The 23,341-nt window shown below is 49.8% G+C and carries 25 protein-coding genes and 1 other RNA gene; 7 read left to right on the top strand and 19 right to left on the bottom strand.

The annotated features are described in order from the left end of the window. From A3849_RS23740 to A3849_RS23710, 7 genes are all read right to left on the bottom strand, one after another. A partial coding sequence (locus A3849_RS23740; protein WP_483874380.1) for a prolipoprotein diacylglyceryl transferase occupies nucleotides 1-1,244 on the bottom strand: 1,244 nt, incomplete at its 3' end. Nucleotides 1,245-1,486: 242 nt separating this feature from the next. Then, nucleotides 1,487-2,287: a Cof-type HAD-IIB family hydrolase gene (locus A3849_RS23735; protein WP_074113604.1), complete on the bottom strand. Its 801-nt coding sequence runs from the start codon at nucleotides 2,285-2,287 to the stop codon at nucleotides 1,487-1,489. 107 nt (nucleotides 2,288-2,394) lie between these two features. After that, a complete protein-coding gene (locus A3849_RS23730) occupies nucleotides 2,395-3,159 on the bottom strand; it encodes a pseudouridine synthase (RefSeq protein WP_074113603.1) in 765 nt (254 codons plus the stop codon). A 3-nt stretch (nucleotides 3,160-3,162) separates the two neighbouring features. Beyond that, complete coding sequence (locus tag A3849_RS23725) at nucleotides 3,163-4,710, bottom strand: RsmB/NOP family class I SAM-dependent RNA methyltransferase (RefSeq protein WP_074113602.1); 1,548 nt, start codon at nucleotides 4,708-4,710, stop codon at nucleotides 3,163-3,165. Between the two features lie 71 nt (nucleotides 4,711-4,781). Further along, nucleotides 4,782-5,234, bottom strand: a complete 453-nt coding sequence (locus A3849_RS23720; protein WP_074113601.1) for a DUF309 domain-containing protein — start codon at nucleotides 5,232-5,234, stop codon at nucleotides 4,782-4,784. Continuing rightward, nucleotides 5,224-6,036 (bottom strand): GTP diphosphokinase, encoded by an 813-nt coding sequence (gene yjbM / locus A3849_RS23715; RefSeq protein WP_074113600.1) that lies wholly within the window; start codon nucleotides 6,034-6,036, stop codon nucleotides 5,224-5,226. Before yjbM ends, A3849_RS23720 begins: the two co-directional genes overlap by 11 nt. A 28-nt stretch (nucleotides 6,037-6,064) precedes the next feature. Then, entirely contained in the window at nucleotides 6,065-7,159 is a 1,095-nt protein-coding gene (locus A3849_RS23710; RefSeq protein WP_074113611.1) for a quinone-dependent dihydroorotate dehydrogenase, read from the bottom strand. Between the two features lie 211 nt (nucleotides 7,160-7,370). Between A3849_RS23710 and A3849_RS33080 the strand changes: the two genes are divergently transcribed. Further along, entirely contained in the window at nucleotides 7,371-7,508 is a 138-nt protein-coding gene (locus A3849_RS33080; protein WP_167374753.1) for a hypothetical protein, read from the top strand. Here the strand turns inward: A3849_RS33080 and A3849_RS23705 are convergent. The 3 genes from A3849_RS23705 to A3849_RS23695 form a co-directional block, all read right to left on the bottom strand. Beyond that, nucleotides 7,505-8,941: a L,D-transpeptidase gene (locus A3849_RS23705; protein WP_074113599.1), complete on the bottom strand. Its 1,437-nt coding sequence runs from the start codon at nucleotides 8,939-8,941 to the stop codon at nucleotides 7,505-7,507. The two genes, A3849_RS33080 and A3849_RS23705, sit on opposite strands and share 4 nt — an antisense overlap. A 194-nt stretch (nucleotides 8,942-9,135) precedes the next feature. Next, entirely contained in the window at nucleotides 9,136-9,378 is a 243-nt protein-coding gene (locus A3849_RS23700) for a ferredoxin (protein WP_074086114.1), read from the bottom strand. A gap of 159 nt (nucleotides 9,379-9,537) precedes the next feature. Then, nucleotides 9,538-10,830, bottom strand: coding sequence for a DNA polymerase IV (locus A3849_RS23695; protein WP_074113610.1), 1,293 nt, complete (start codon nucleotides 10,828-10,830; stop codon nucleotides 9,538-9,540). Between the two features lie 275 nt (nucleotides 10,831-11,105). On the opposite strand from A3849_RS23695, the gene cimA reads away from it, so the two are divergent. Continuing rightward, the gene (gene cimA, locus A3849_RS23690; RefSeq protein ID WP_074113598.1) at nucleotides 11,106-12,725 is read left to right on the top strand and encodes a citramalate synthase; all 1,620 of its coding nucleotides are present in this window, start codon (nucleotides 11,106-11,108) and stop codon (nucleotides 12,723-12,725) included. A 102-nt stretch (nucleotides 12,726-12,827) separates the two neighbouring features. On the opposite strand, the gene A3849_RS23685 is transcribed toward cimA, so the two are convergent. Further along, nucleotides 12,828-13,388 (bottom strand): TlpA family protein disulfide reductase, encoded by a 561-nt coding sequence (locus A3849_RS23685; RefSeq protein WP_074113597.1) that lies wholly within the window; start codon nucleotides 13,386-13,388, stop codon nucleotides 12,828-12,830. Between the two features lie 148 nt (nucleotides 13,389-13,536). Between A3849_RS23685 and A3849_RS23680 the strand changes: the two genes are divergently transcribed. Then, a complete protein-coding gene (locus tag A3849_RS23680) occupies nucleotides 13,537-14,007 on the top strand; it encodes a M67 family metallopeptidase (RefSeq protein ID WP_074113596.1) in 471 nt (156 codons plus the stop codon). On the opposite strand, the gene A3849_RS23675 is transcribed toward A3849_RS23680, so the two are convergent. The 3 genes from A3849_RS23675 to A3849_RS23665 are packed head-to-tail and all read right to left on the bottom strand — an operon-like array spanning nucleotide 13,994 to nucleotide 17,253. After that, nucleotides 13,994-14,743: an exonuclease domain-containing protein gene (locus A3849_RS23675; RefSeq protein ID WP_074113595.1), complete on the bottom strand. Its 750-nt coding sequence runs from the start codon at nucleotides 14,741-14,743 to the stop codon at nucleotides 13,994-13,996. The genes A3849_RS23680 and A3849_RS23675 overlap by 14 nt on opposite strands. Further along, on the bottom strand, nucleotides 14,740-15,813 hold the full coding sequence (locus tag A3849_RS23670; RefSeq protein WP_074113609.1) for a DUF294 nucleotidyltransferase-like domain-containing protein: 1,074 nt from the start codon (nucleotides 15,811-15,813) through the stop codon (nucleotides 14,740-14,742). Before A3849_RS23670 ends, A3849_RS23675 begins: the two co-directional genes overlap by 4 nt. 45 nt (nucleotides 15,814-15,858) lie before the next feature. Then, nucleotides 15,859-17,253 carry an ammonium transporter gene (locus A3849_RS23665; RefSeq protein WP_074113594.1) on the bottom strand — a complete coding sequence of 465 codons (1,395 nt, stop codon included), beginning with the start codon at nucleotides 17,251-17,253 and terminating at the stop codon, nucleotides 15,859-15,861. A 574-nt stretch (nucleotides 17,254-17,827) separates the two neighbouring features. Here A3849_RS23665 and A3849_RS23660 point away from each other — a divergent pair. Beyond that, nucleotides 17,828-18,259: a MerR family transcriptional regulator gene (locus tag A3849_RS23660; RefSeq protein ID WP_074113593.1), complete on the top strand. Its 432-nt coding sequence runs from the start codon at nucleotides 17,828-17,830 to the stop codon at nucleotides 18,257-18,259. Nucleotides 18,260-18,296: 37 nt separating this feature from the next. Beyond that, nucleotides 18,297-18,974, top strand: coding sequence for a zinc metallopeptidase (locus A3849_RS23655; protein ID WP_074086107.1), 678 nt, complete (start codon nucleotides 18,297-18,299; stop codon nucleotides 18,972-18,974). 37 nt (nucleotides 18,975-19,011) lie between these two features. Here A3849_RS23655 and gltC read toward each other — a convergent pair whose 3' ends face one another. Then, complete coding sequence (gltC, locus tag A3849_RS23650; RefSeq protein ID WP_074113592.1) at nucleotides 19,012-19,926, bottom strand: glutamate biosynthesis transcriptional regulator GltC; 915 nt, start codon at nucleotides 19,924-19,926, stop codon at nucleotides 19,012-19,014. A 14-nt stretch (nucleotides 19,927-19,940) separates the two neighbouring features. Next, nucleotides 19,941-20,567 (bottom strand): rhomboid family intramembrane serine protease, encoded by a 627-nt coding sequence (locus A3849_RS23645; protein WP_074113591.1) that lies wholly within the window; start codon nucleotides 20,565-20,567, stop codon nucleotides 19,941-19,943. Between the two features lie 116 nt (nucleotides 20,568-20,683). Between A3849_RS23645 and tpx the strand changes: the two genes are divergently transcribed. Further along, the gene (gene tpx, locus A3849_RS23640) at nucleotides 20,684-21,202 is read left to right on the top strand and encodes a thiol peroxidase (RefSeq protein WP_074113590.1); all 519 of its coding nucleotides are present in this window, start codon (nucleotides 20,684-20,686) and stop codon (nucleotides 21,200-21,202) included. A gap of 164 nt (nucleotides 21,203-21,366) precedes the next feature. On the opposite strand, the gene A3849_RS23635 is transcribed toward tpx, so the two are convergent. From A3849_RS23635 to A3849_RS23625, 3 genes are all read right to left on the bottom strand, one after another. After that, the gene (locus A3849_RS23635; protein WP_074113589.1) at nucleotides 21,367-21,756 is read right to left on the bottom strand and encodes a DUF1499 domain-containing protein; all 390 of its coding nucleotides are present in this window, start codon (nucleotides 21,754-21,756) and stop codon (nucleotides 21,367-21,369) included. A 164-nt stretch (nucleotides 21,757-21,920) separates the two neighbouring features. Further along, nucleotides 21,921-22,112, bottom strand: a non-coding RNA gene (gene ssrS / locus A3849_RS23630) — 6S RNA. A 93-nt stretch (nucleotides 22,113-22,205) separates the two neighbouring features. After that, the gene (locus A3849_RS23625) at nucleotides 22,206-23,042 is read right to left on the bottom strand and encodes a YesL family protein (protein WP_074113588.1); all 837 of its coding nucleotides are present in this window, start codon (nucleotides 23,040-23,042) and stop codon (nucleotides 22,206-22,208) included. Nucleotides 23,043-23,221: 179 nt separating this feature from the next. Between A3849_RS23625 and A3849_RS33680 the strand changes: the two genes are divergently transcribed. Further along, on the top strand, nucleotides 23,222-23,317 hold the full coding sequence (locus A3849_RS33680) for a dihydroorotate dehydrogenase (protein WP_074086101.1): 96 nt from the start codon (nucleotides 23,222-23,224) through the stop codon (nucleotides 23,315-23,317). Nucleotides 23,318-23,341: the final 24 nt, after the last annotated feature.

Below are 23,341 nucleotides of genomic sequence, written 5' to 3'. Positions count from 1 at the left end.
CTGATGCCCGGAGGCTGCGCCGCAGCGGACCGGATTTCACCCAACATGGCTTCGGGATTACCTTCCGAGCCGGAAGATCCGATGTTCATTCGCTCCAGGTTCCCCGTTGTCGCAGTCCCGCCGGTGCGCTCGCTTCTGTACCCCTCCGGTGCGGAGTGTTTCAGTGGCGCTGGCTTTTTCCGGGCTTGAAAGACTTTGCCTTTCAGCCCTGTCGGGGCTGGAATGGCCGGCAACCCCTGCCGGGTCTTCTGCTTCTGCTTCGCGAAAGCCCCAGCAGAAACATCCACCGCCTGGGCGTAGGCGTCCCCCATCTCTGTCGGCTGAACCCGGGTCAGCTGATCGAGGATCTGTCCGGGATCCTCTCCGTGGATGTTCACCTTCTTGGCCTTGGCCGGCTCTTCCTTTCCGTCTCCGGCCAAAGCGCCCAACGCATCTCCGAGCGAAGGCTCCTTCGCGGCTACATTGGGTGCGGGTCCCCCCGAAGCTACCTTACCCGGCTTCGATTCCTTTTCCGCCTTGGCCTCTTTGCCTTCCTTAGCTTCTTTAGGATCCTTTGCATCCTTACCTTCCACCGGCTGTTCTTTTCCCATCTGCCTATTTAAACCCGTTGCCTCTTCTTCAGCTGACTGAGGAGCTTCTACCTTCTCTTTACCGGCCAGTTGCCCTACATCTGCTTTCCCCTTGCTACCTTCTTTGCTGGAAGGAGAAGTTCCTGCCAAGGATTTCACCCACGTTTTGAGTGTAGTGGCAGTCTTTGCTCGAATGCCGGACTTTTCATTCTGCTCGGCCTTCGGCTCAGTCTGAGCACTGACTGGTTGTGCCGTTAGTGCAGGTTCTTGCACCTGGGGCTGCTGCTTACTTGCAGACGGCTCCGTAGTGGCTGAAGGTGCCAATGGATCCGTTTCCGAAGAAGCAGGCTCCTGCTCAGCCCGGGAATTCCCCGCAATTCCCTGCCCTTGCTCACCCTGCTTCGCACCTACTGCCTCGCTTGTCTGACTACCTTCCTTAATATCCTTTAAACTGGATAACAACTGAACCACGGCCCGGTTGCCCAGGGTACGCTGAAGCGCCAGCTTGTCTTCCCGGCTTAAGGATGCCGGATTCTGCCGGATACGCCGGATGATCTCCACCGGGTCCGGCAGCTTCGTTGCTGCTGGCTTCACAAAAGCCAATGGATTGCTATATGGTTGATGGCTACCCGATGTTTTCTCTTTGTCCTTGCTTACGGTTGCATGGGTCTGCAAACGGATTCCCCCCTCTGTAAAAATTCGGTCCTATAGATTAAGTAAAATCCATAGCGTTTTTTACAGCCGGGTTAAGAAATTAATCTATTCCGCCTCCCATCAACACAATACGCAACAGTACCGATGTTTAAAGCCAGGCAGGATAACAGTTACTTTTTCTAAACAACAAAAAGAGCATAAAACAGAGCCGTCAAGCACTCCACTCTATACCCTTCTGAGTCCTATCCTATGATTGATTACTATTACGACAAACAGTACTTCACAAGTGCATCGCGTACGCCATTATTATTATTGGTTCCCGTAATCGCGTCCGCTGCCGCCTTAACCTCAAGCGGTGAATTGTCCATAGCAATGCCGAGACCGGCGTATGTAAGCATGGAAATATCATTATAATAATTCCCGATGGACAAAACATCCTCTTGAGCAATGCCCAGCTGTACAGCCAGATTCATCAGCGCGTTGCCCTTGGAAGCTTCCGGATGCATTAAATCTACGAAAAACTCCCCGCTGCGCACAATGTTATACTGCTGCGTCCAGGTGCTCCATTCCCGCTGGGCTTCGTCCAGAATATCCGATTTGGTGAAGACCGTAAACTTGACAACCGGCTCGCGAAAATCCTCCCAGGCTGGAAGCGTCGCTGGTGCCACCCGAAAATGCTCGTACATATGATTAGCTTCCGTGGTCAGGTTAGCTACATTGTCTACATACATGTCAAAGGCAGTATTCACATCATAATGAATATCATGGGCACGGCAGTACTCAATATACGGGTCCAGTCCGCGGGCATCCAGTCCATAGATATGAAGTACCTCTCGATCCTCTACACGCACCGTAGCCGCTCCATTATGTCCCAGAACATACCCGGCCAGTCCCATCTCTTCCATTAAAGGAATCGAATTCTGCGGGCTGCGCCCTGTACACAGGACAATCAGCCCGCCCTTCCTTGTCACTTCAGCGATAGCCTCCTTATTTTCAGAGCTCAACTGGTGATCGTCATTCAGGAGCGTGCCGTCCACATCCAGCGCAATCAGCTTGTATTTCATACCCCACCATCCTTGTTCGTCTTTATCTGTATCTAACCATTGTATATTACATCCGTTAACAGGGACTGTTAACTTAATCAACCGTGGATGACCCTCCACGGTTTTCCTTATGTTTCCGTTTCCCCACCGCTAAGCAGCGCCAGTTCTTCAGCAGTCAACTCCCGGCAAGCCCCGGGTGCCAGTTGCTCATCCAGCTTCAGCCCGCCCATTGAGACCCGCTTCAAGAAAATCACCTTTTTGCCTACCGCGAGAAACATCCGCTTCACCTGATGAAACTTCCCCTCTGTAATGGTCAGTGAAATTTGGGAGAGGGTTTTGCTTCCGCGTTCCCTTCCCAGAATGGTAAGCTGTGCAGGCAAAGTCAAATAGCCGTCCTCAAGCTCAACACCTGCGGCAAAAGCTGCCACATCTGCAGCATCCACCTCACCCTCTACCGTAGCCTCATAGGTTTTCGGGACATGCTTGCGGGGCGAGAGCAGCTCATGGGCCAGTTGCCCATCATTAGTCAGCAGCAGCAAGCCTACCGTATCCTTATCCAACCTTCCGACTGGAAAAGGCTCGAACTGTGCATATTCCTGCTTAAGCAGGTCCAGCACTGTGCGGTCCCGCTTGTCCTCTGTGGCTGACAATACGCCGGACGGCTTATTCATCATCAGATAGATGAATTCACGGTAAATCACAGGCTCTCCGCCCACCTCGATCTTATCGGTGTAAGGATCAACATGATAACCGCTATCTTTAATCACGGCGCCGTTCACGGTAATCATCCCTTGCTTCGCCTGTTTGCGGATATCACTGCGTGAACCTTTGCCCATATGGGACAATACTTTATCGATCCGCTGTTTTTTTGCAGAAGTTCCTGATGCACTCATTCTTTACGTCCACCTCCAGCCTGCGGGATATTCATTCTTCAGCATACCGTCCTGCCATTTCCCCCAGCCAGCGCTGTAGCCGTCGACACAGACAAGAACGTAACCTTTGGCGGGCTTGCCAGGCCGTACCGTCAAGCGTTCCTCGGGAATAGACAATGTTTCCCCTTTCAGATAGGAGACCGCTTCGCTGCTCCCGCTGGATAATGAGAGGCTCCGGATACTTTCGGAGGGATGCAGCGCAGTAGCCAGAGGATGTCCTGGAATAAATCTGCCGCTGCGGATATGACCCGCATACCAGCCGGGACGAATCGTCTTTAGGCCGTCAAGTGCAGCCTTGGGCAGCGGTGAGAGATACAAATGAGTGCCGAACAGCACCGGAAATCCGGATGGCTGCCAGCCGAGCTGGTCGTCGGCGAATACGGAATACGCAGCTCTCGCAGCCTCTTCTCCCCCACCTTCAGACTGACGTCCGGATGAAGTACCGCTGAACTTGCCTGAGGTTCGTCCCCCTTTGCCGCCCCGTCCGCTTACCTCTCGGGCAGAACCAGCTTTCGCAGCGGCCTCACCCTTGCCTCCATTGTTCCGCGAGGAGGCGGAAAGTGTTCTTTCCGCAACAGCCTGGCCAGGATCGGATGCAGTCTCCTCCGGGGAACAGGGACTTCCGTTATGGCGCAGTACAGCCATAAAATGCCCCTCGCCCTTGACCTTATGCGGCCATAGCCGGGCAGCTCCGGACAATCCCTGGAGTCCAGTTGCAAAGGAACCTGTTCCGCCTACAGTAACAAGCGAAAACTCAGGATGAGTAGCCAAAAACTCACCGATCGTTCCTTCGTTCTCCTCCGTGGCAAAGGTACAAGTGGAATACACCACGGTTCCCCCCGGCTTCAGCGCTTTTACGGCTGAATCCAGAATGTCTCTCTGCATGGCAGCATACTTCAACGGCGTTTCAGGCTCCCACTGCTTGACCATATCTTCATCCTTGCGGAACATGCCTTCACCCGAGCAAGGCGCATCGATCAGAATACGGTCAAAGAAAACAGGAAAAGCCGCAGCAATCCGTTCCGGGCTTTCATTCAGTACGATTCCGTTGCGGACACCGTACAACTCCAGGTTCTTAGCCAGTGCTTTGGTCCGCTCCGGGTGAAGATCGTTGCTGATGAGAAGCCCTTCGCCCTTCAGCTTAGCCGCAATCTGCGTAGATTTACCTCCTGGCGCGGCACATAAATCAAGCACATGGTCGCCTGGTTGTACACCGAGAAGCTCTACCGGTGCCATCGCACTTGGCTCCTGAATATAGTACAATCCCGCATGATAATACGGATGTTTGCCGGGTCTCGCCCCTTCTTCTGTATAGAACCCGGTTGGGCACCAGGGAATTGGAGCAAGTTTAAAGGGGGAGAGAGAGAGCAGCTCCTCCACCGATATTTTTAAAGTATTGGCACGAATACCGCCATAAGGAGTCTCCTTGTACGACTCCGTAAATTGCTCATACTCCGGTCCCAGCATTTCCTTCATGCGCTGCATAAAGGTGCCGGGCAGTTGCACTGCCATGATGCCTTCCTCCAATAATCAAGGAACACCCCTGCGGGTGCTCCTGTGGTAGTCTTGCTATTCAGAATTTCTTATTTCCGGTGGACAGTTATGGGTCTCTGCGGACCGCGGCGCTGTGGACGATTGGGTACAATCTCCCTACCTGCAGCGGTAGCTTCCTCTACCAGAATCGGGTCAATCAGCTCAATCGTGAGATCATAATATTCAAACGGCTGGTCCGTATAGGAGTCTAGCTTACGGGCATAATCTTTAACTTCATGGACCAGCTTGGTAAGATTGATACCCAGAGTATCCCCAGGATACTTCTGCAGCACCTCATACGACCGGTTCAGCATCATTAAGCCGCCGCGCACATTGTTGTTCCGGAAATGATACAGACCTACTGCAGTCTGCAGCAGAGCCTTGTATAGCGGATCACGTTTCCTGGCCAGCCACAGCTCTTCAAGTACCTCATGACATTCAAAATAATCCCTGTCCCGGTTGAAATAGACCAGGTAAGCAAGGTACAGCGGTTCATAAACCATCCGGCTGGCTGTCCTTCTTGGCATTCGACAACAACTCGCGCACATGATCCAGCAGGTCCTTCATCGCTTCCATATCCTGTGCCTGCCAGATCTGATTGAAGCGTTCCTGGCTTTCGATGGCTTCATTCACCAGATGGTAGAAGTACAACTGATGTATGGCTTTTAGAAGCTGGGTCGTTGTATTCGAATTTTCCTCGAAGGTTTTTTGCGCCTCCAGAATCTCTTCACGGATACTGGACATTTCACTGTCCAGTATCGACGCGGCTTCCGCAGCCGTCTTCAGGCGCAGACGCATTTCATCAGGCAGGCTTTCCCGGTATTTGTAATTCAGGGAATGCTCAATGGTTGCCCAGAAGTTCATAGCCAGTGTACGGATCTGAATCTCGGCGAGCACAATCTTTTGCCCCAGGGCTGTCTGCACCGGGTATTTAATGATCATATGAAAACTGCGGTAGCCGCTTTCCTTATAGTTCGTGATGTAATCCTTCTCGTAAAGAACCTCAAGATCCTTGCGGGCCCGGATATATTCGGCCACTCTGCGGATATCCTCCACGAACTGGCACATGATGCGAATGCCGGCAATATCCTCAATCCCCGTTTCCAGATCCTCCATTTTTACATTTAAGCGTTTGGCCTTCTCCAGTATACTTGACAGCCGCTTGACGCGCCCGGTTACGAACTCGATCGGTGTATACTCTTCTCTTTTCTTGAGCTCCGAACGCATTGTTTTGAATTTAACCTTCAATTCCTCCACAGTTTGTTCATATGGAAGTAAAAATGTTCCCCAGTCCCTGACGTCCATCGCCTTCGTCCTCCTGTCCATTCATCCTTCAGTGATGATCAGCGCCCACTGCTTCCAGGATATGAGAGAATCCGTCCCGCCGCAGCAGCTTCCGTAATCCGGCATGCACTCTGCGGTTAACCTCCGGTCCTTCATAGATGAGAGCTGTATAAATTTCGACCAGACTCGCGCCTGCCCGGATCTTGTCATATGCGTCCTGGCCGGTAAAAACCCCCCCCGAACCAATGATCGGCAGCTTACCTCCTGTCTGGCGGTAAATCCTGCTTATAATTTCAGTGGATCGGTCACGTAGCGGCTTGCCGCTGAGCCCCCCTGTCTCTCCTGCCTTGTCACTCTTAAGCCCTTCCCGGCTGAGTGTGGTGTTGGTGGCAATCACACCGTCCATTCCGGCATCAGCGATTGTATGTACCATATATTCCAGTTCGCCGTCGCTGACATCTGGCGCGATCTTGACCAGCAGGCTTTTGGAAATGCCGCTCTGTTTGTGCTGAAGCTCCATTTCCTCCTTAACCTGTGCAAGAAGATTAGACAGCTCGCTGCCATGCTGAAGACTGCGCAGGTCCGGCGTATTCGGCGAGCTGATATTGACCACAAAAAAATCACCGTACGGATATAGCGTACGGATACACTGGCGGTAATCCTCATGTGCCGATTCATTAGGCGTTGTTTTGTTGCGCCCGATATTCACCGCGACCGGAATTCTTCGTTTCCCCAGCGCCTTTAGCCGCCGTGCCATCGCATCAGCACCTTCATTGTTGAAGCCCATCCGGTTGATCAGCGCTTCGTCAGGCAGCAGCCGGAATAACCGCGGACTGTCGTTTCCGGGTTGTCCCTTCGGTGTCACCGTGCCCACTTCCATAAATCCAAAGCCAATGGAAGAAAATCCTCCCACAGCCTCAGCATTCTTATCCAATCCTGCCGCAAGTCCCACTGGAGTCGGAAAATGCTGGCCGAATAAATCCACTGCAAGATCGGCGGTCTCGGGAACGCCGTACATAAGACGCATCGCACTATTGCCACCGGGCACCAGATCTGATTTGTTCAGTCCGCTAATGACGAGATGGTGCGCTTTCTCCGGGTCCATTTTAAAGAAAATAGGTTTGCCTAAATGTCGATACAGCACCGTTCTCGCTCCTTCAAAGGGAATCCTTAAGTAGGTCAGGTGACTCCCCGATTCTGTAGGTTTCTTCTTAATTTTAGCTGTTTCTGGGGGAAAAGAAAAGTTTTTTACCGGGCGGCGCTTCCGTGCGAAATGCAGAGTATAGTAATTTTGTTGTAAACGCATTACAATGTAAGGGTAATCAATGATAAATAGAGAAAGAAGGATGGCCAATATGTCTACAAAACGCAAACCTCCAACACTGCAGCAAAAAAAAGAAGAAGTCAACCGCAAAGCCATACTATGGATCAGTGTTAGTCTGGTGCTGCTGGTTCTTCTAATTGTTGTTCTATTTATTGTTGCAGGAAATTAATTCAGCCAATGGTAGACTTTGTTGGGGTTGGTCTGATCTAGCGGTGTGCCGGACGGAAAACGTTCCTCAGGCAACAGCAGTCCGTCAGGCAGAACCCCTTTACTAATCTGGACCTTCGTCCCCATTGGTACCATTGCGAACAGTTCCTCCACATCCCCGCGTTTCATACGGATACACCCCAGAGACTCATCCTTGCCGATGCTGTCCGGCTCATTTGTGCCGTGTATGGCATAATTTGTGTTCGAAAGCTGCATACCGCGGCTGCCAAACTCCCCATTGTCATGCCCGTTCGGATTGACCACCTTATCCGTAATCGCAAATTCTCCTTCTGGTGTCCTGTTCCCCCCAAGTCCAACCTCATAATTCCGCAGAATGATACTGCCGCTGGTTACTGCCAGACGGTGATTTTGTTTATCCACGATAATTTTCAGCGGACTGCTAAAAAAGGGTTGGTGCGTCTCTTTGCTTTTACCAGTCTTGGTACCCGGACTCCCTGCTTCTTCACCCGCTCCCGTCGTTGGCACAGGTGAAGCCGTACCTGCTGAGGATTGGGGCATCTGCGAATTTAATGCCCCCCGAAGCGCACTGAATTCCTGCTTCATGAGCGGCGTCGTCCCCCCGAGATAATTCCCCGGAAAAGGTTTGGCCAGCTCCTTTAACGATTTTGGCAACGTACCCTTACTATTCTGATAAGATCGGATGGCGCTCCAAAGTGCTGCTAATTCTTCCTGTTTATCCTGCCATATCGCCGCCTGTTTCTTCAGCCCTCCTGCTTCCGGTGGTACACAGGCACAGGCAGCCGGGTCATAAGACTGGTATACAGCCTTCCCTTGCTTGCTCTTCTCAACTGTAGCCACAAGGGGCAGGTTACTCTTCCAGACCAGCCAGCGTCCCGACTTTTTCATAGCAAGAACTGCTGTTTCAGAAGCAGCCTTCCGGCTCTGTATAATCTTCACCAATGCCTGGCCCGCCGATGCCATATCTTCACCTGTTGCCGTAAAAGCCATGGACGGTTGAGCTGAAGTTTCAGTTGCGTCCTTTGACGGTTCCGCAACCGCCGGCTCTTCCAGCTTACTGGAAGCAGCAGCCGAGGCGGACTCTCCGGATTCGTCCGTGCTTGCCACAGGGGCCAGCGCAGAGGGGATCAGCACGAGGAGAAACAGCATCAGCGCAAGGAATGTCCGGCGCATCCGCAGCCTGGATTCGCGCCGCTGCCGGCCCTCTCTAAGGAGACCCTCCTCATATTCACGGAGCATATCCGCCGGTACCTTACTATGCTCAAAGGCTTCATATACTTCACCCGCCTGGTTGAAACAATAGTTGGCCTTCCCCTGCTGGCCGTTTTTATAATATTCCTTACCAAGCAAGTACCATGCCATCTTGTTTTCAGGATGCAGTTGAACATATGCTTTGAGATGCTGCGAGTTTTTCATCGGGGCCTCCGCGAATTGTGAAGTACTTCAATCAATCTTTATATTCTATATCGGCCGAAGTATTAAAAAAAGACATCTCCAGCCGCATTTATAACGGCAAAAAGATGTCCTTTTGGAATAATAAGGATCAGCAGCAGGGTAAACCTTAGCTCTGACCCTTATCTTTTGCGCAGATACGAATAACCCGGAGGGCTTTAGCCCTCTTTATTAAAAGGCACGTCTGCAATTTTGATGGAGTCCGTTGGACATCCGTCAGCAGAATCCTGCAGATCATCGAACAAATCGTCAGGAATCGCGGTTACCCCGTGGTTGCCGTCGTTTTCGTAGATCACTTCTGCCAGGCCTTCGTCATCGTAATCAAAAATATCAGGGGCCGTCGCGCCACAAGCACCACATGCGATGCAAGTATCTTTTTCGACCCAAGTGTATTTAGCCATTTTATCTCTGCCTCCCGTTGAACAATACAGACTGCTGAAGCAGCCTGTTATTTTTCTCATATTAATATAAATAGAAAACAATATCAATGAAATTTCAGCACATTTCCATTTTTACCGTTTCATAAGGAACACCAATCGGACGTTGGAACCCGGCATGGTTCACTCCTCCGCAGGGTCTACTTTATGAAGATTGTCCTTCTGCAGCGAAGTTCCCCGCTCCTTGTGGTTACGCAGACGCGCTGAATGGCTGTCGCTGAGCATCCCTGCCGTAAGCACTGCATTCTCTCCGAACTTGTTACGCAGCATGTCCATCGTTTGGTTGAGCGATTCTTTCTTCGGCTGCCGCTGATAATCGAACAAATCCAGCTGAATTGCAGAATCCTCCTTGGCGGTTAGTCCATGCAGCGTGACTCCCAGCAGCCGCACAGGCTTGTCACCTTTCCAGTGCCGGGCAAACTGGTCACAGGCTGTCTTATAAATATCCTCGGCGCTTTCTGTAGGCGTCTCCAGCTGGCGTGATCTCGTGATGGTCTTCATATCCGGCGTGCGGATCGTGAGCTGCACCCCTGACGCTACCAGTCCCTGCTTCCGCAGCCGCCTTGCCACCTGGTCGCTCAGGTTCAGCAGAATCGGCCGCGCTTCAGTTAATCCGACAACATCACTCGGAAGTGTTGTAGTGTGCCCGATGGACTTGCTTTGCTCCCGTTCCGGATTCACAACGCCATAATCAATTCCATTCCCCGCCCGCTTCAGCCATGCGCCCATCACTCCAAAATGCTCCACGAGCATCCGTTCTTCTGCTGCCGCGAGTTGACCAATGCTGTAAATTCCAAGCTTACGCAGCTTCTCCGCCGTCTTGCCCCCAATACCGAACATTTCATTACAGGGCTTATCCCACAAAACACTCGGCACATCCCGCAGCCGCAGCACAGAAATGCCGTTAGGCTTCTTCAGATCGGAAGCAATTTTGGCCAGCAGCTTGTTCGGGGCAATACCGATAGAGCATGGCAGCCCAAGCTCCTCCATAACTCGCCGCTGGATCGCTTCGGCTATATCTAGAGGCGTACCGAATTGACGTGAACCGGTAATATCGAGATAACATTCATCGATCGAGACAGCTTCCAGGAGTGGAGTATAACTATATGCGATCTGCATAAAAGCGTTGGAGTACTTGCGGTAGAGATGAAAATCCGGCTTAATTAATAGAAGCGAAGGACAAATGCGCAGTGCCTTCTGCACCTGCATACCCGTTGAAATTCCAAGTCTGCGCGCAGCATAGGAGCAGGTAACGATGATCCCCCGGCGGAGCTCTACACTGCCGGCAACGGCCGTTGCTTTTCCTTTGTATTGTTCAGGGTCTTCTGCCTCATGTACAGAGCAGTAAAAAGCATTCATATCCACATGCAGAATGACTCTGCCGCTTGCCGGATAATAGTGATCCACATTCTGCACAATATCTACCTTCTTATCTTCAGGGTTTCCATTGTCAAATTCAGCATACCTCTTCTCCCGGCGCAAGGTCAACCGGACACAGGGCTCCTGTAAAGTTCTTTGTTACATTCCCGCGTAAAAATGCTATAATATAAAAATTCATTTACCTAAAACGTATGCTATTATGGCCCACCAAACCGAATCAAATGCTCAAACTTAAGGCATCTGCTAATGAAGCGAGTGTTGTTTGAAGCCGTTTCAGAAGTACTGCTCACAAAACTTTTAGGAGGACTCTCATGTCTAAGTCCATTTCCATCTTCGATACGACGTTGCGTGACGGCACCCAAGGTGAAGGCATCAGTCTGTCGGCGGATGACAAGCTGAAAATTGCCAAGAAACTTGATGATCTGGGTGTTCATTATATTGAAGGTGGCATCCCGGGGAGCAACAACAAGGACATTGAGTTTTTCAAAAGAGTCAAGGAACTGCACTTGAATGCCAAAATCACTGCATTCGGCAGCACCCGGCGCAAGAATTCCATTACCGAACAGGATGACAACCTGCAGAGAATGATAAATGCCGGTGTTCCGGCAGCCACACTGGTCGGCAAGACCTGGGACTTCCATGTTCACACAGCCCTGCAGACCACTCTGGAAGAGAACCTCGCCATGATCGGTGAGTCTATTGCCTATCTGAAACGTAAAGGCCTGGAAGTCATCTTTGATGCAGAGCACTTTTTTGACGGTTATAAGAACAATCCCGAATATGCTTCTGCCGTCCTGACAACGGCCCGCGAAGCTGGCGCAGACTGGCTCGTAATGTGCGATACAAATGGTGGCACTCTACCGAATGAGATTCAGGAAATGGTCTCCGGCATGGCCCTTAAGCTCCCTGGGGCTTCACTTGGGATTCATACCCATAATGACTGCGAACTCGCCGTCGCAAATACACTCAGTGCCATCAGTGCAGGTGCGCGGCAGGTACAAGGAACGATCAACGGTTACGGCGAACGCTGCGGAAACGCCAACCTCTGCTCGATTATTCCTACTCTGCAGCTCAAAATGGGGTATCACTGCATCCCTGGTGATTCCTTGCCCCAGCTCACTAATACCGCCCACTTTATCAGTGAGGTTGCCAATGTGAATCTGCCCGTCAATCAGCCATATGTAGGTAATGCTGCATTTGCCCACAAAGGCGGCATCCATGTATCGGCAATCCTGCGTGATTCCCGAACTTACGAGCATATCGCCCCAGAGCTGGTAGGCAACAAGCAGCGGGTGCTTGTCTCCGAGCTTGCGGGTCAGAGCAATGTTCTGTCCAAAGCACAGGATATGGGCCTCAGCCTGGATCCAAGCAGCGAGCAAGCCCGCAAGGTGATCGACAAAATCAAAACTCTGGAGCATCAGGGCTACCAGTTCGAAGGTGCTGACGCTTCCTTGGAACTACTCCTGCGCGAAGCCACCGGAGAGGTAAACGAACTGTTCACCTTTGAATCCTTCAAGATGCTTGTGGAGAAGACAGCTGATCGCCCCGTGGTCTCCGAGGCCTTTGTCAAGCTCAGAGTCGGTGGTGAGAACCTCTATACTGCTGCTGAGGGTAACGGTCCAGTTAACGCACTGGACAACGCATTGCGTAAGGCTCTGCTGACTTACTTCCCTCAGCTCAAAGACATGCATCTCTCAGATTACAAGGTGCGTGTGCTTGACGAGAAGGATCAGACAGCGGCAAAGGTTCGTGTACTGATTGAATCCAAGGATTTCAGTAACACCTGGAGCACCGTCGGGGTATCCAGTAATGTGATTGAAGCCAGCTGGGAAGCGCTGGTAGACAGTATGCGCTATGCGCTTCTGGGGCAGATTTCACTGAAGAATGATACCGAAACAAACAATGAGCCCAGAGGACTCGTGAATCACTAGTGAGCTAAGTGTTTTTTATGGACCAGTCCAGACAAAGCCCCTCGCAGCCGGGAATATCCCGTATTGCAGAGGGGCTTTGCCACCTAACCGATACCTGCTTGTTCAGGAACCCGTTAGGGTGATGATTTTCTTTTCAAGTTCTTCTGGAGACAGAAATCCCAGGATGACCTCGGAGACGACTCCGTTTTTATCTACAAGCACATTTGTGGGGAATACCATCCCTTTATATTTGTCGAACACCTCGCCCTTCAGATCATACATAATGGGAAAAGCCAGCATATATTTCCGGACAAAACGCTCCGCATTGGGCTTGTAATCCTGGCTGGTCACATTGATCCCGTAAACATCAAGCACATTTTTGTATTTTAGCGCCAATGCATTCAGTGTCGGAGCCTCCTGCTGGCAGGGATCGCACCAGGAAGCCCAGAAATTCAGCAGTACCGCCTTATCCCGTGAGCCGCCTACAGTATAGATTTTACCGCCTTCCTGAAGGGAAAACGCCGGGGCCACCAGCCCGGCTTTCATTCCACTTTCCGGTTCAGCGCTTTGCTGAATGGCCGGGACTGCTTCCGGCTCCGATTTTGTGATTCGCTCCACCGCCAGAAAGACCAAAAAAACAATGACGGCTAACACCGTTATATTACGTTTGTTTATCGCTCTCATAGTTGTTTGTCCTTTGCATGTGAGATGGTTTTCTCCTATTGTACCCCCAATGTCCATAGTTTCAAACCAGCTATGACCTGCAAAAAAAAGAACAAAAAAAGAGGATTCCGTCGAAGACGAAACCCTATGAAGAGAGAGGGGTGAACAAGTGACAGCATACCAGGGAAATATCCAGCCGATTAAGCTGAATACCTCCATACAGCAGGCGCTGGGGAAGCACTTGCTGTCCTGTTATCCGCATGAAGCATGCGGTGTACTGCTGGGTACTGCCGCAGCGGGGGGCATGCGCATTGACAGGTATCTGCCTCTGCGCAACGTAGCGCCTGACCCGCTGCATACTTTTGTCCCTGATCCGAAAGAATGGATTAGAGCACTCTATCTTGAGCCGGCGCCCGTTGGCTTATTTCATTCCCATCCGCATACAGCACCTTGGCCATCCAGCGCAGATATTCAAGGATTGGCTTCACTTGGGCCAGAATTTCAGATCTATCTGATTGGTTCTCCTGGTCTGAAGAGCGGGGAGCCTATGTGCTTGCACGGGTTTCAAATCCTCCGGCAGCAGAAACCCTCCGGTCAGCTAATCTATAAGCTGCTGCAATCTCCTGTCATGCTCTGCTGAGATAGGAGTATAGATCCCCCAGGGTCTCTACCTGTTTCTTCTGTGAAATCTCCCGCATATAGCATACCCACAGCTTTGCCGTCATTTTAGCATCCTCCAGAGCATTATGACGCCCCTGGATTGGAATGTTATGGATAGCCAGCAGCTCATCCAACATGTAGTTGCTGCGGTGAGGTTCCAGCCAGCGGGCCAGCATCATCGTATCCAGCACTCTGTGGGTTAGCTGAACCTTCGAAGTTTTCCATAGAGCCGCATTCAAAAATGATTTATCATGATTGCTTCCATGTGCGACCAGTACCTGCTGCCCTACAAAAGACATGAAATTATGCAGTCCATCCATTAATGAGGGTGCTTTGGAAGTCATCTCTTCCGAGATCCCGGTTAGCTTCGTAATATCCTCCGGAATATTGGTTTGGCAATTCACCAGCGTATAGAAGCATTCTTCTTCCTTAATTTCTTCCCCTACGACCTTAATGGCGCCAAAAGACAGAATCTCATCACCATGCTGATGGGAGAAGCCTGTCGTTTCCAGATCAAAGATTACCGTTTCCAGTTCTGAGAGCGGGGTATGCAGGACTTCAGGGCGCCGCTTCTCACGCATAAGTGATCTGATAAAGGCCATTTGCTGCGCGGTTTGCTGTGCCGTTTCCCCGCCCCTTATGGACGCGATGGCGGATGGCATTCCGCCCTGTCTCAGGTTGTTCCAGAATCCTCCGCCTTTGTTCGGCTCCTTCATAACTGCCTCCTTTCCGCTGACCGTAGCTGGCGCTGCAGGGCCTTGTGGAGGCGCCTGACCAGCAGCAGGCTTTCCCGAAGCGCGGACATGAGCTGCTTATTCTTCAGATCATTCTCAGCAATATAATCACTGCTGGACAATAATCCGTCCTGAACTGTATAAGGGGTATTCACACGCATGCGCAGAGCGGTCAAAAAAGCCCGCCGGATATCTTCCAGATGCTCGTACTTCCCCAGCTCTGTCAGATGCTCCAGCCGCTTCAATGTTGAACTGTCCCACACACCGTGCAGCAGCGACAAATGCCTGACGATATTGACCAAAGGAATATAGACACCATACTTAACGTCAAAGCCACCAGCATAATCACCAAAACGCTCTGTAAGTACCTGCCCCAGTAAATTAAGAGTTGCCTTATGACGGACTGTATTGCGAAGCACAGCCGTAGACAGCTTCATGTTATTCACAAATCCAGCATGGAAGGCTTCACGCCACTCCTTAGACAAAGCAATACTCCCGGCCACATGGCGCATATCTGAAGCGATAATGAGATAACGGATCGGCTCCCACTCAAGCTGGTTCATCCAGCCTTCCAGCTGCTGTTTCCATTCAGGCAGAGTCTTGCGCCACAAGGATTCGGAGCACATGACTTTCCCTTCGCATTTCTCATAGCCAACTTCCTCAAGCATATTAGCTAACATCACACCAAAAGCTTCAAAATAACTTTTCTTAAGTCCATCCGGCTCACCTTCAACAATTAGCCCGTTATCCTGATCACTCCACATTGTAGCTTCCTGTCTGCCGGCACTGCCGAATACAATAAAGGAATAGGCACAGGGAGGCGGGCCGTAGCCCGCCTCCTTCATCTGCACCTCACATATGTTGACTGCTGTCCCGGCAATCCGGTCATGCATATCATTGACCCGGGACATCCATTCCTCAATCGGAATAACGTTTAACTGCTCCAGCAGTACTTTTTGACAAGCGGTACGCCTTGCCTTAAGCTCCTGCGGCGAACCGGCTGTTACGATGGACAAATAACTTTTATCTTCGTTCCAATCTGCCATCTCCATCGAAGCCACACGGTCCGCCTCCCAACAAGTAAAGTGTTTAATTATTTAAGATTTAAGGGGTTTGGATTCTGATTCTGCGATCAATTTCATTTGTTCCGGATAACCGTAAGTACCATGCTCACTGATATCCAGACCCATCAATTCTTCTTCCTCAGTAACACGAAGTCCGATAGCCATCTTCATTACATACAGGATGATGAAGGACATTACGGCTACGAATATGAACGTACCCGCTACGCCGAGAATCTGTACCCCCAACTGGTGGAATCCTCCACCGTAGAACAAACCAGCCTTACCTACAAGTGCGCCTTTAGTGATCAGATCAGGTGCAGCGAACAAACCCGTGGAAACCGCACCCCACATCCCTGCAATACCGTGTACGGAGAAGGCATAGATAGGATCATCAAGTCCTGCACGTTCCAGCCACTGTGAAGTCATAAATGTAAATGCTCCAGCGATAAAGCCAATCAGAATAGCAGCCCAAGGCTCTACATATGCGCAAGCACCAGTGATAGCAACCAGCGCAGCCAGAACCCCGTTCAGCATTGCCGGAATATCCGATTTCCCAAAGTACAACCAAGATGCGATTAGTGCAGCCAGACCGCCCGCTGCAGCTGCAATGTTAGTTGTCAAAGCCACATGTCCGAAGAAACCGCCCATAGGGGACAACGCACTGCCTGGGTTGAATCCGAACCAGCCAAACCAGAGGATGATTACACCAAGTACAGTAAATACCTGATTGTGACCTGGAATGATAACAGGTTTACCTTCTTTATTAAACTTGCCAAGGCGTGGCTTAAGCAAGATGGTTGCTACTACTGCAGCCGTTGCACCTGTAAGATGGACAACGGTCGAACCTGCATAGTCCTGCATACCCAGTTCTGACAACCAGCCGCCGCCCCATACCCAGTGGGCAACAACCGGATAAATCACGATAGAGAACAATATCCCGAAAACAATGTAGACGCTAAGTTTTGCCCGTTCTGCCATACCACCGGATACGATAGCCAAGGAGACTGCCGCAAAAGCCATTTGGAAGAGGAACTTAACATTTAGGGTTACATCGGAGAAGGCGAGAGAATCAAATGAAGCACCTTGGGTATCCCCACCGTACAGGAAACCTGTGGTTCCGAAAAAGCCATTCCCGTTACCAAATCCAAGACCAAAACCGATAGCCCAGAAACACAAGCTTGCAATTGCAAGCGTCAGTACCGTTTTGCCGGCAACGTGACCGGCGTTCTTCATCCGGACTGAACCGGCTTCAAGCATTGCAAACCCCGCTTGCATAAAGAATACCAGAATGAAGGCCAGGAAAGTAAACACTGTGTCCAATCCGATTTGCAAATCCGGCGCTGTCGGGCCGTCAGCCGCGAATGCGCTAACCGGATAGGCCATCAATGTAATCATAGCCAGAAACATCATCAACATCTTTTTCTTCATCTTAACCCCACTCCCCAATGTTATATTTTCTAACAAATCGTGAAACTCTTAATGTCATTATAATCAGAAGTCAGGTAAATTGACAAGACTATTTTTTTGAATGTTTTATTTTATTTATGGAAGCTCATGTTTATCTAACCATCGGTATCATCCTCTCCATCTTTCGGATAAGCCGCGGAATTTCCCAGCTTCGTAAAAGGAATGCCATGATAGCGGATACATGGAAAGCAATATATTTGAATCATTTATATGTATTTTTATTAATTTTTCATTGAATCATGTCTTATGGGACTATTTTTTTAGCACAACACTTCTTGGAGAAATACTTCACATGTCATGTTATTTATTGAAATAATGGAATTCAACCCTTCCTGACACATTGAAAACTCTTACTGTAAGAGTACGTTAGCCGTGCATTGAGCGCGCTTTGTCAGCATATACTTAAAGTAAGCGTGACGTTTGACTGTCTGGTTTTTATTTTGGTATCATTAAGTATGCTCTATTATATAGAAAGAAAAATATTAAAATTCAAAAGAACTTCAGTTCTTTCATCGAGGTGAGAACCCATGGGGATATGACCCTTTACCGGATCGGCGAGCTGGCCAAAGCTGCCCAAACCAGCGAACGGACGATTGATTATTACACAAAGCTGGGACTCATTGTACCGGAATCAAGAAGTGATAAAAATTACCGGCTATACAGCCATGAAACCCTGGTTGCTTTGGAACGTATTAATCAATTAAAGCAAGAGAAATATACATTGGACGAGATCAAGACCATGATGAGCAAGTGGAATGAGGCCACACCTGAAAATGACGTCTCAGACCGGTTGGTCGAGCTTGAGCTTCAAATGCAGCGCCTGGAGCGTGAGGTAAAGGCACTGGAGCCCGTCATTAGCGGTTTGAAGCCCGGTCAAGCCAGACGTGCACTCGCAGCCCTGCTTCCTCAAGGAGTCGCCTGCATGGAGGCAATCAAGCTCCTGCTCACACAGGGTCCGCCAATGTAAGAAAACCGCTTAATAAATCACTTCGGAGGAATGACATATGAATTCTTTTATGTTTCTATTGGTAATAGTCGCTTTTCTATTCTCTTTATGGGCCCAGTTCCGTGTGAAGGGCAACTTCAATAAATGGGCCAAGGTAGCCAACACAAGCGGAATGACCGGTTATGATGCAGCTCGTCGCATGCTCGATGCAAATGGCCTGGGTGATGTGCCGATCGAGCCTGTGCGCGGTTCCCTTTCCGACCACTATGACCCTATTCACCGGGTTGTCCGTTTGTCAGAGCCCGTGTATTATGAGCGCTCTATAGCCGCCATTTCCGTAGCCTGTCACGAGGTAGGGCATGCAATTCAGCATAAAGTCCATTATCCCATGCTTACGCTGCGTCACCGGATGTTCCCAGTGGTCAACTTCGCCTCGGGAATCGCACCCTTTATGCTGCTGGCGGGTTTTCTGTTTAGTTCCTTTAACCTCATTGGTCTTGGCATCATTTTCTTCTCCGCCGCTGTTGCCTTCCAGCTTGTAACGCTGCCAGTTGAATTCAATGCAAGCAACAGGGCACGTCAGGTCATGGTAGAGCAAGGCTTTATCCGTAATGAGGAAGAACGCGGTGTAGCCAAAGTACTGAATGCGGCAGCTTTGACATATGTAGCGGCTGCCTTGGTATCCTTACTCGAACTCCTTCGTTTGATCACAATGTTCCTGGGAAACCGCGACTAACCGCACGTTGACCTTATTCATAACAATACCCCGGAGGCTAAGAGCCTACCGGGGTATTGTTATTCCTGTTTTCGAAATAGGTCAGCAGAAAAGTCCGAAAAGACCGGGCCACCAGCGGCAGTTTCCCATCGGCTCTGTGAATAAGGCCTACCGTCCTCGTTATAGCCGGGTCGACGATCCGAACCTGGGCCGGCTGCATCGGATTGGTCTGATATAGCGCCATCTCCGGCAGGAGACTTACTCCCATTCCTGCAGCAACCAAACCGCGTATCGTGTCTGTTTCTCCGCCCTCAAAAGCGATTTGCGGCTTAAACCCTGCCTGCAGGCAGGCTTGCCATACAATGGGCCTCAGGGAGTATCCCTGGCTGAACAGGACAAACTTTTCTTCCCGAAGCTGTTCAAGACGGATGAACTCCTCCCCGGCTAAAGGATGATTCTGAGGAAGAATCGCGAACAACTCCTCGGTCATGACAATGTCTCCAGCGACATGTCCATCATCCTCCGGAAAAGGCGAGATAAATGCCAGGTCCACCTCTCCTGAGATCACATCCTTGATCAGAGAAGGATACGCCCCCTGCTTAAACCGGAATTTTACATGAGGATAATGCTTGCGGAATTCAGCAACAATGGTTGGTATTAGATGAGTTCCCAGACTGTGGGGAAATCCGATACGGATCTCGCCGCGTTCCGGGTCCAGAAATTCATGAACCTCAGCAACGGAGCGCTCCAGTTCCTTAAGCACGGACTCCACTCTTTTGCAAAAGAGCTGCCCCACTGGGGTCAACTGCAGGTTACGCCCCTTTTGCATGAACAAGTCAACACCCAGCTCCTCCTCCAGCTGATGAATCTGGCGGCTGACTGCAGACTGGGCGACATGCAATTCCTCCGCCGCTCTTGTTACATGTTCCTTCTGGGCCACCTTTAGAAAATATTGCAGCTGTCTGAGCTCCACTTGAGCACCTCCCGTTATCGTCGGCTTCTTTTAAAGATGCGAATTATGAGTCCATAGAGAAAAAAGCCGGCAGCCAGCCCGCTGAGATGGGCCATCCAATTCACATTCGGAGTCGCAAAGGACATAATGACCCCCATCACCAGAAGGCCGTAGAGCGTCTTGCGTGAGCTCTCGTCCATCATCTCCCTTTGGATCAGAGCAATATATAGAAACGCACCATAAATAGCATAGATTGCCCCTGAGGCTCCCACGGAGACCATCACTGTATCCACAACCGAACGGCTGCTGATCACAACGGACAGATAATTGGCGATGTATCCGCCAGCCATATAGAGCAGGGCATAACGCCACCAGCCCATCAGGCGCTCAAGCGGGGGAGCAAATACCAGAAGTGCAAAGCAGTTGAAGAATACATGAGCAAACCCGTTATGTAAAAAGGTTGCTGTCACATAACGCCACATTTCATCCTTTTCCGGCCCCGCATTTAAGGTCGCCCCAAACTTCTTAAGCGTCTCGAGGTTAGTCGAACCCCCATTGACCGTCAATACAATGAACATAAGTACATTTAGCAGAATCAGAATACAGGTTACCGGATAATAACGGATGTACCCTTTCCATTTCTCGTACCTTATGAATATCATAGCACCATCCCTTATGTAACATAATTTGTCCTCGTTGGACATCCAGCTTCTAAAAAGATTATAATTTATGATGGCAGTAAGAATCCAATCATGCAATTCAAGGAGGAAACAAGGATATGACGCAAGAAAGAACAGGTGTAGCCACATTCAAGGGCAACCCCATTACACTCGTAGGGCCTGAGCTAAAAGCCGGAGACACCGCACCTGATTTTGTGGTAAGCAAGAATCTTCTGGAAGAAGCTTCCCTCAACGATTATTCCGGCAAAATCAAGCTGATCAGCGTTGTGCCTTCCCTGGATACCGGAGTGTGCGATGCGCAGACCCGCCGCTTCAACACTGAAGCCGCTGAGCTCGGTGATGATGTGGTCATTCTAACTATCAGCATGGATCTCCCGTTCGCTCAAGCCCGCTGGTGCGGCGCAGCCGGTATTGACCGTGTTGTAACACTGTCTGACCACAAAGAGGCATCCTTCGGACAAGCCTATGGCGTGCTGATCAAGGAATTCCGTCTGGACATGCGTTCTATCTTTGTTGTAGACAAAAACAATACCTTGGCCTATGTAGAATACCTGGCTGAAATGTCCGAGCATCCGAATTATGAAGCTGCCGTAGCTGCGGTAAAAGCACTGCTGTAATTGGAAAGAGACCCACATCACATATAGCAATAGCTCATCTTATAAAAAAGCGGCAGAAGGTCATCCTTCTCCCGCTTTTGGTTTATGATCTAACATGAAGGGTTTTCCGGGCAAAGCCCGAAACCGCATACAATCCATGAACAGGATAAATTCCATGATTTACGCTAGTCCACTTTATATTTGCCCAGTTTCTTGTCCAGTGTCTGGTATAAGCGCTGAATAACACGGTAGTTGGCACCCAAATCGCCAAGCGATCCTCTGGATGCCGAATAAATATCAACGGCACAACGTACCGGAGAAGTATTCAGTACTGACACTGTGATATCAAGCGTCCGCCCAAAGCCCGTCCTTTTTTCCAGGGTGATTTCGCCAACAGACTGCACTTCATGAAGCACTTTGAATCCAGGAACCTTCTTAAGCGTTGAGGATACTTCATCCCACGCTTTGTCTCTTGAAAGATTGTAATAACGCGTCTTTAAAGCCGGGTCTTTAGCACGGTCGCTTGTTCCGTCATGACTGCGAAATAATCCGACCAAGGTTCTTTTCAACGACAAAATACTTCCCCCTCTTCAAATCCCAAGTTCATTAGTCTAAGTGTAACATTCTTAACCCCGGAACAAAAGGGCATTGCTCACTTTCGGGTTATGGCTCATATACACAAAAAGGCACCCCGTATCCGCAACAAAGCGGGAAAACAGGGCACCTTGTCAATAACAGTAGAAAACCCGCCTATGCCGTCCGGCTACAGTGTCTTCTGAACCTGCTAGAGCAGGTGGGTGACCGCAGAAGTCGTTTTTGAATTCCCCAAGTCGTATAGACAGGGCATTTCAGCTGCGCTTCATATAGATCTCCCAAGACATTATCATTGGTTCAAAACAACGAGCAACCGTAACGTACATCGCAGGAATTACTCTTATTATATTGCGTTTTGACGAAAATGTAAACCTGTATGCGCTTTATTTAACACTTGAATACAGTTTTTGTTTATTAATCCCGGTTTTTATTATTGTTTTGTTAAATCCGTTTGAGATCTTCTGTCATTCTCTGCATCTTCATCTTCTTCATCCAGATCGTCGTCTTCCGCTTCTCTCTCAGCTGCCTCAAGCGCTGCAAGCTCTTCCGCTTGCTTCTTCTTCTCCACCTGTTCCTGAAGCTTATTGTAGGTAGCATAGAAATTAAAGAAGGCCAGCATAGAAATCAGTGTAGGAATACAAATGGCATAAAGCACTGTATACCGCAAACCTATGTAGGCTAGAACCGCAGAACCAATAAGTGTCGAGAACACACGGATCGGCCGGGCGATAGTCAGCAGTATCGAATTCGTCACCACTTCTTTGAAGGTCATTTGGTAGTGAACCACAATCGAGAAAAAATTAAACATAGAGACGAACAAAATAATCATCAGCACCAGCATCAGTATACCGACAATCCTAAAGTTGGCCATCTGAGTCATGTATACGGTCACATCTACATACATAACGACGAACAGCAGGGTATAGATTGCCCCTCCTAGCATGCTCTTCAAATAATTCTCTTTATACCCCTGAAAAAAAGTGCGGAATGTACTTACATCCGTATTACCCATGACCCATTTGCGAACAACGGTAAACAGTGCTGCCGTTGCCGGAAATACGGTGAAAGGCGCCAAAATACCCAGTGCCCAGTTGAGTGTGATCTGTTCATTAGGGCCCCCTGCACCTGAACCCAGCATAATCATCTTAGTTACTGCCATGAACAGAAAAGGAATCGAACATAACGCCCACAAAATATTGCTGAAGGCGATACGCGAAATCCACTCCGTGATGCGGTATAAACCACCCATTGCTCCCTTAAACTCCAATTTCCTTCCTCCTGTCTGTCTCGCACATACTGCGTATCTTAACTATACCTTATTTGACCCGGACTTTTCCAGCGCCCAAGTTTGAGAATCTGGGTTAATGTCTATGCATCCTTGATTGAGAGTCCATATATTAGAAATGTAACCACTCAAATCACCAACTTTTGAAGGAGGTTGACCTCATGTCCGCACCCGGTTGCTACAATCCTTGGACTTCCACAGGAACCATTCTCGTACTTTTCATTCTACTTGTTATCATCACTCGTACTTTTGTCTAAAAATAGAACCTTGCCTTTAAACCA

The sequence above is a fragment of the Paenibacillus sp. P46E genome, from assembly GCF_001909095.1.
Taxonomy (GTDB): domain Bacteria; phylum Bacillota; class Bacilli; order Paenibacillales; family Paenibacillaceae; genus Paenibacillus_AQ; species Paenibacillus_AQ helianthi.
The sequence above is the reverse complement of the archived record's forward strand: the minus strand, read 5'-3'. Positions and strand labels throughout refer to the sequence as shown.

Coding starts and splice junctions, on each gene's coding strand:
- A3849_RS33080 (WP_167374753.1), top strand. CDS start 7,371: ATGTCTACAAAACGCAAACCTCCAACACTGCAGCAAAAAAAAGAAGAA.
- cimA (WP_074113598.1), top strand. CDS start 11,106: ATGTCTAAGTCCATTTCCATCTTCGATACGACGTTGCGTGACGGCACC.
- tpx (WP_074113590.1), top strand. CDS start 20,684: ATGACGCAAGAAAGAACAGGTGTAGCCACATTCAAGGGCAACCCCATT.
- A3849_RS23700 (WP_074086114.1), bottom strand. CDS start 9,378: ATGGCTAAATACACTTGGGTCGAAAAAGATACTTGCATCGCATGTGGT.
- A3849_RS23720 (WP_074113601.1), bottom strand. CDS start 5,234: ATGGTTTATGAACCGCTGTACCTTGCTTACCTGGTCTATTTCAACCGG.
- A3849_RS23665 (WP_074113594.1), bottom strand. CDS start 17,253: ATGAAGAAAAAGATGTTGATGATGTTTCTGGCTATGATTACATTGATG.
- A3849_RS23655 (WP_074086107.1), top strand. CDS start 18,297: ATGAATTCTTTTATGTTTCTATTGGTAATAGTCGCTTTTCTATTCTCT.
- A3849_RS23730 (WP_074113603.1), bottom strand. CDS start 3,159: ATGAGTGCATCAGGAACTTCTGCAAAAAAACAGCGGATCGATAAAGTA.
- A3849_RS33680 (WP_074086101.1), top strand. CDS start 23,222: ATGTCCGCACCCGGTTGCTACAATCCTTGGACTTCCACAGGAACCATT.
- A3849_RS23725 (WP_074113602.1), bottom strand. CDS start 4,710: ATGGCAGTGCAACTGCCCGGCACCTTTATGCAGCGCATGAAGGAAATG.
- A3849_RS23645 (WP_074113591.1), bottom strand. CDS start 20,567: ATGATATTCATAAGGTACGAGAAATGGAAAGGGTACATCCGTTATTAT.
- A3849_RS23685 (WP_074113597.1), bottom strand. CDS start 13,388: ATGAGAGCGATAAACAAACGTAATATAACGGTGTTAGCCGTCATTGTT.
- A3849_RS23735 (WP_074113604.1), bottom strand. CDS start 2,287: ATGAAATACAAGCTGATTGCGCTGGATGTGGACGGCACGCTCCTGAAT.
- A3849_RS23670 (WP_074113609.1), bottom strand. CDS start 15,813: ATGGAGATGGCAGATTGGAACGAAGATAAAAGTTATTTGTCCATCGTA.
- A3849_RS23705 (WP_074113599.1), bottom strand. CDS start 8,941: ATGAAAAACTCGCAGCATCTCAAAGCATATGTTCAACTGCATCCTGAA.
- A3849_RS23660 (WP_074113593.1), top strand. CDS start 17,828: ATGACCCTTTACCGGATCGGCGAGCTGGCCAAAGCTGCCCAAACCAGC.
- yjbM (WP_074113600.1), bottom strand. CDS start 6,036: ATGGACGTCAGGGACTGGGGAACATTTTTACTTCCATATGAACAAACT.
- A3849_RS23675 (WP_074113595.1), bottom strand. CDS start 14,743: ATGAAGGAGCCGAACAAAGGCGGAGGATTCTGGAACAACCTGAGACAG.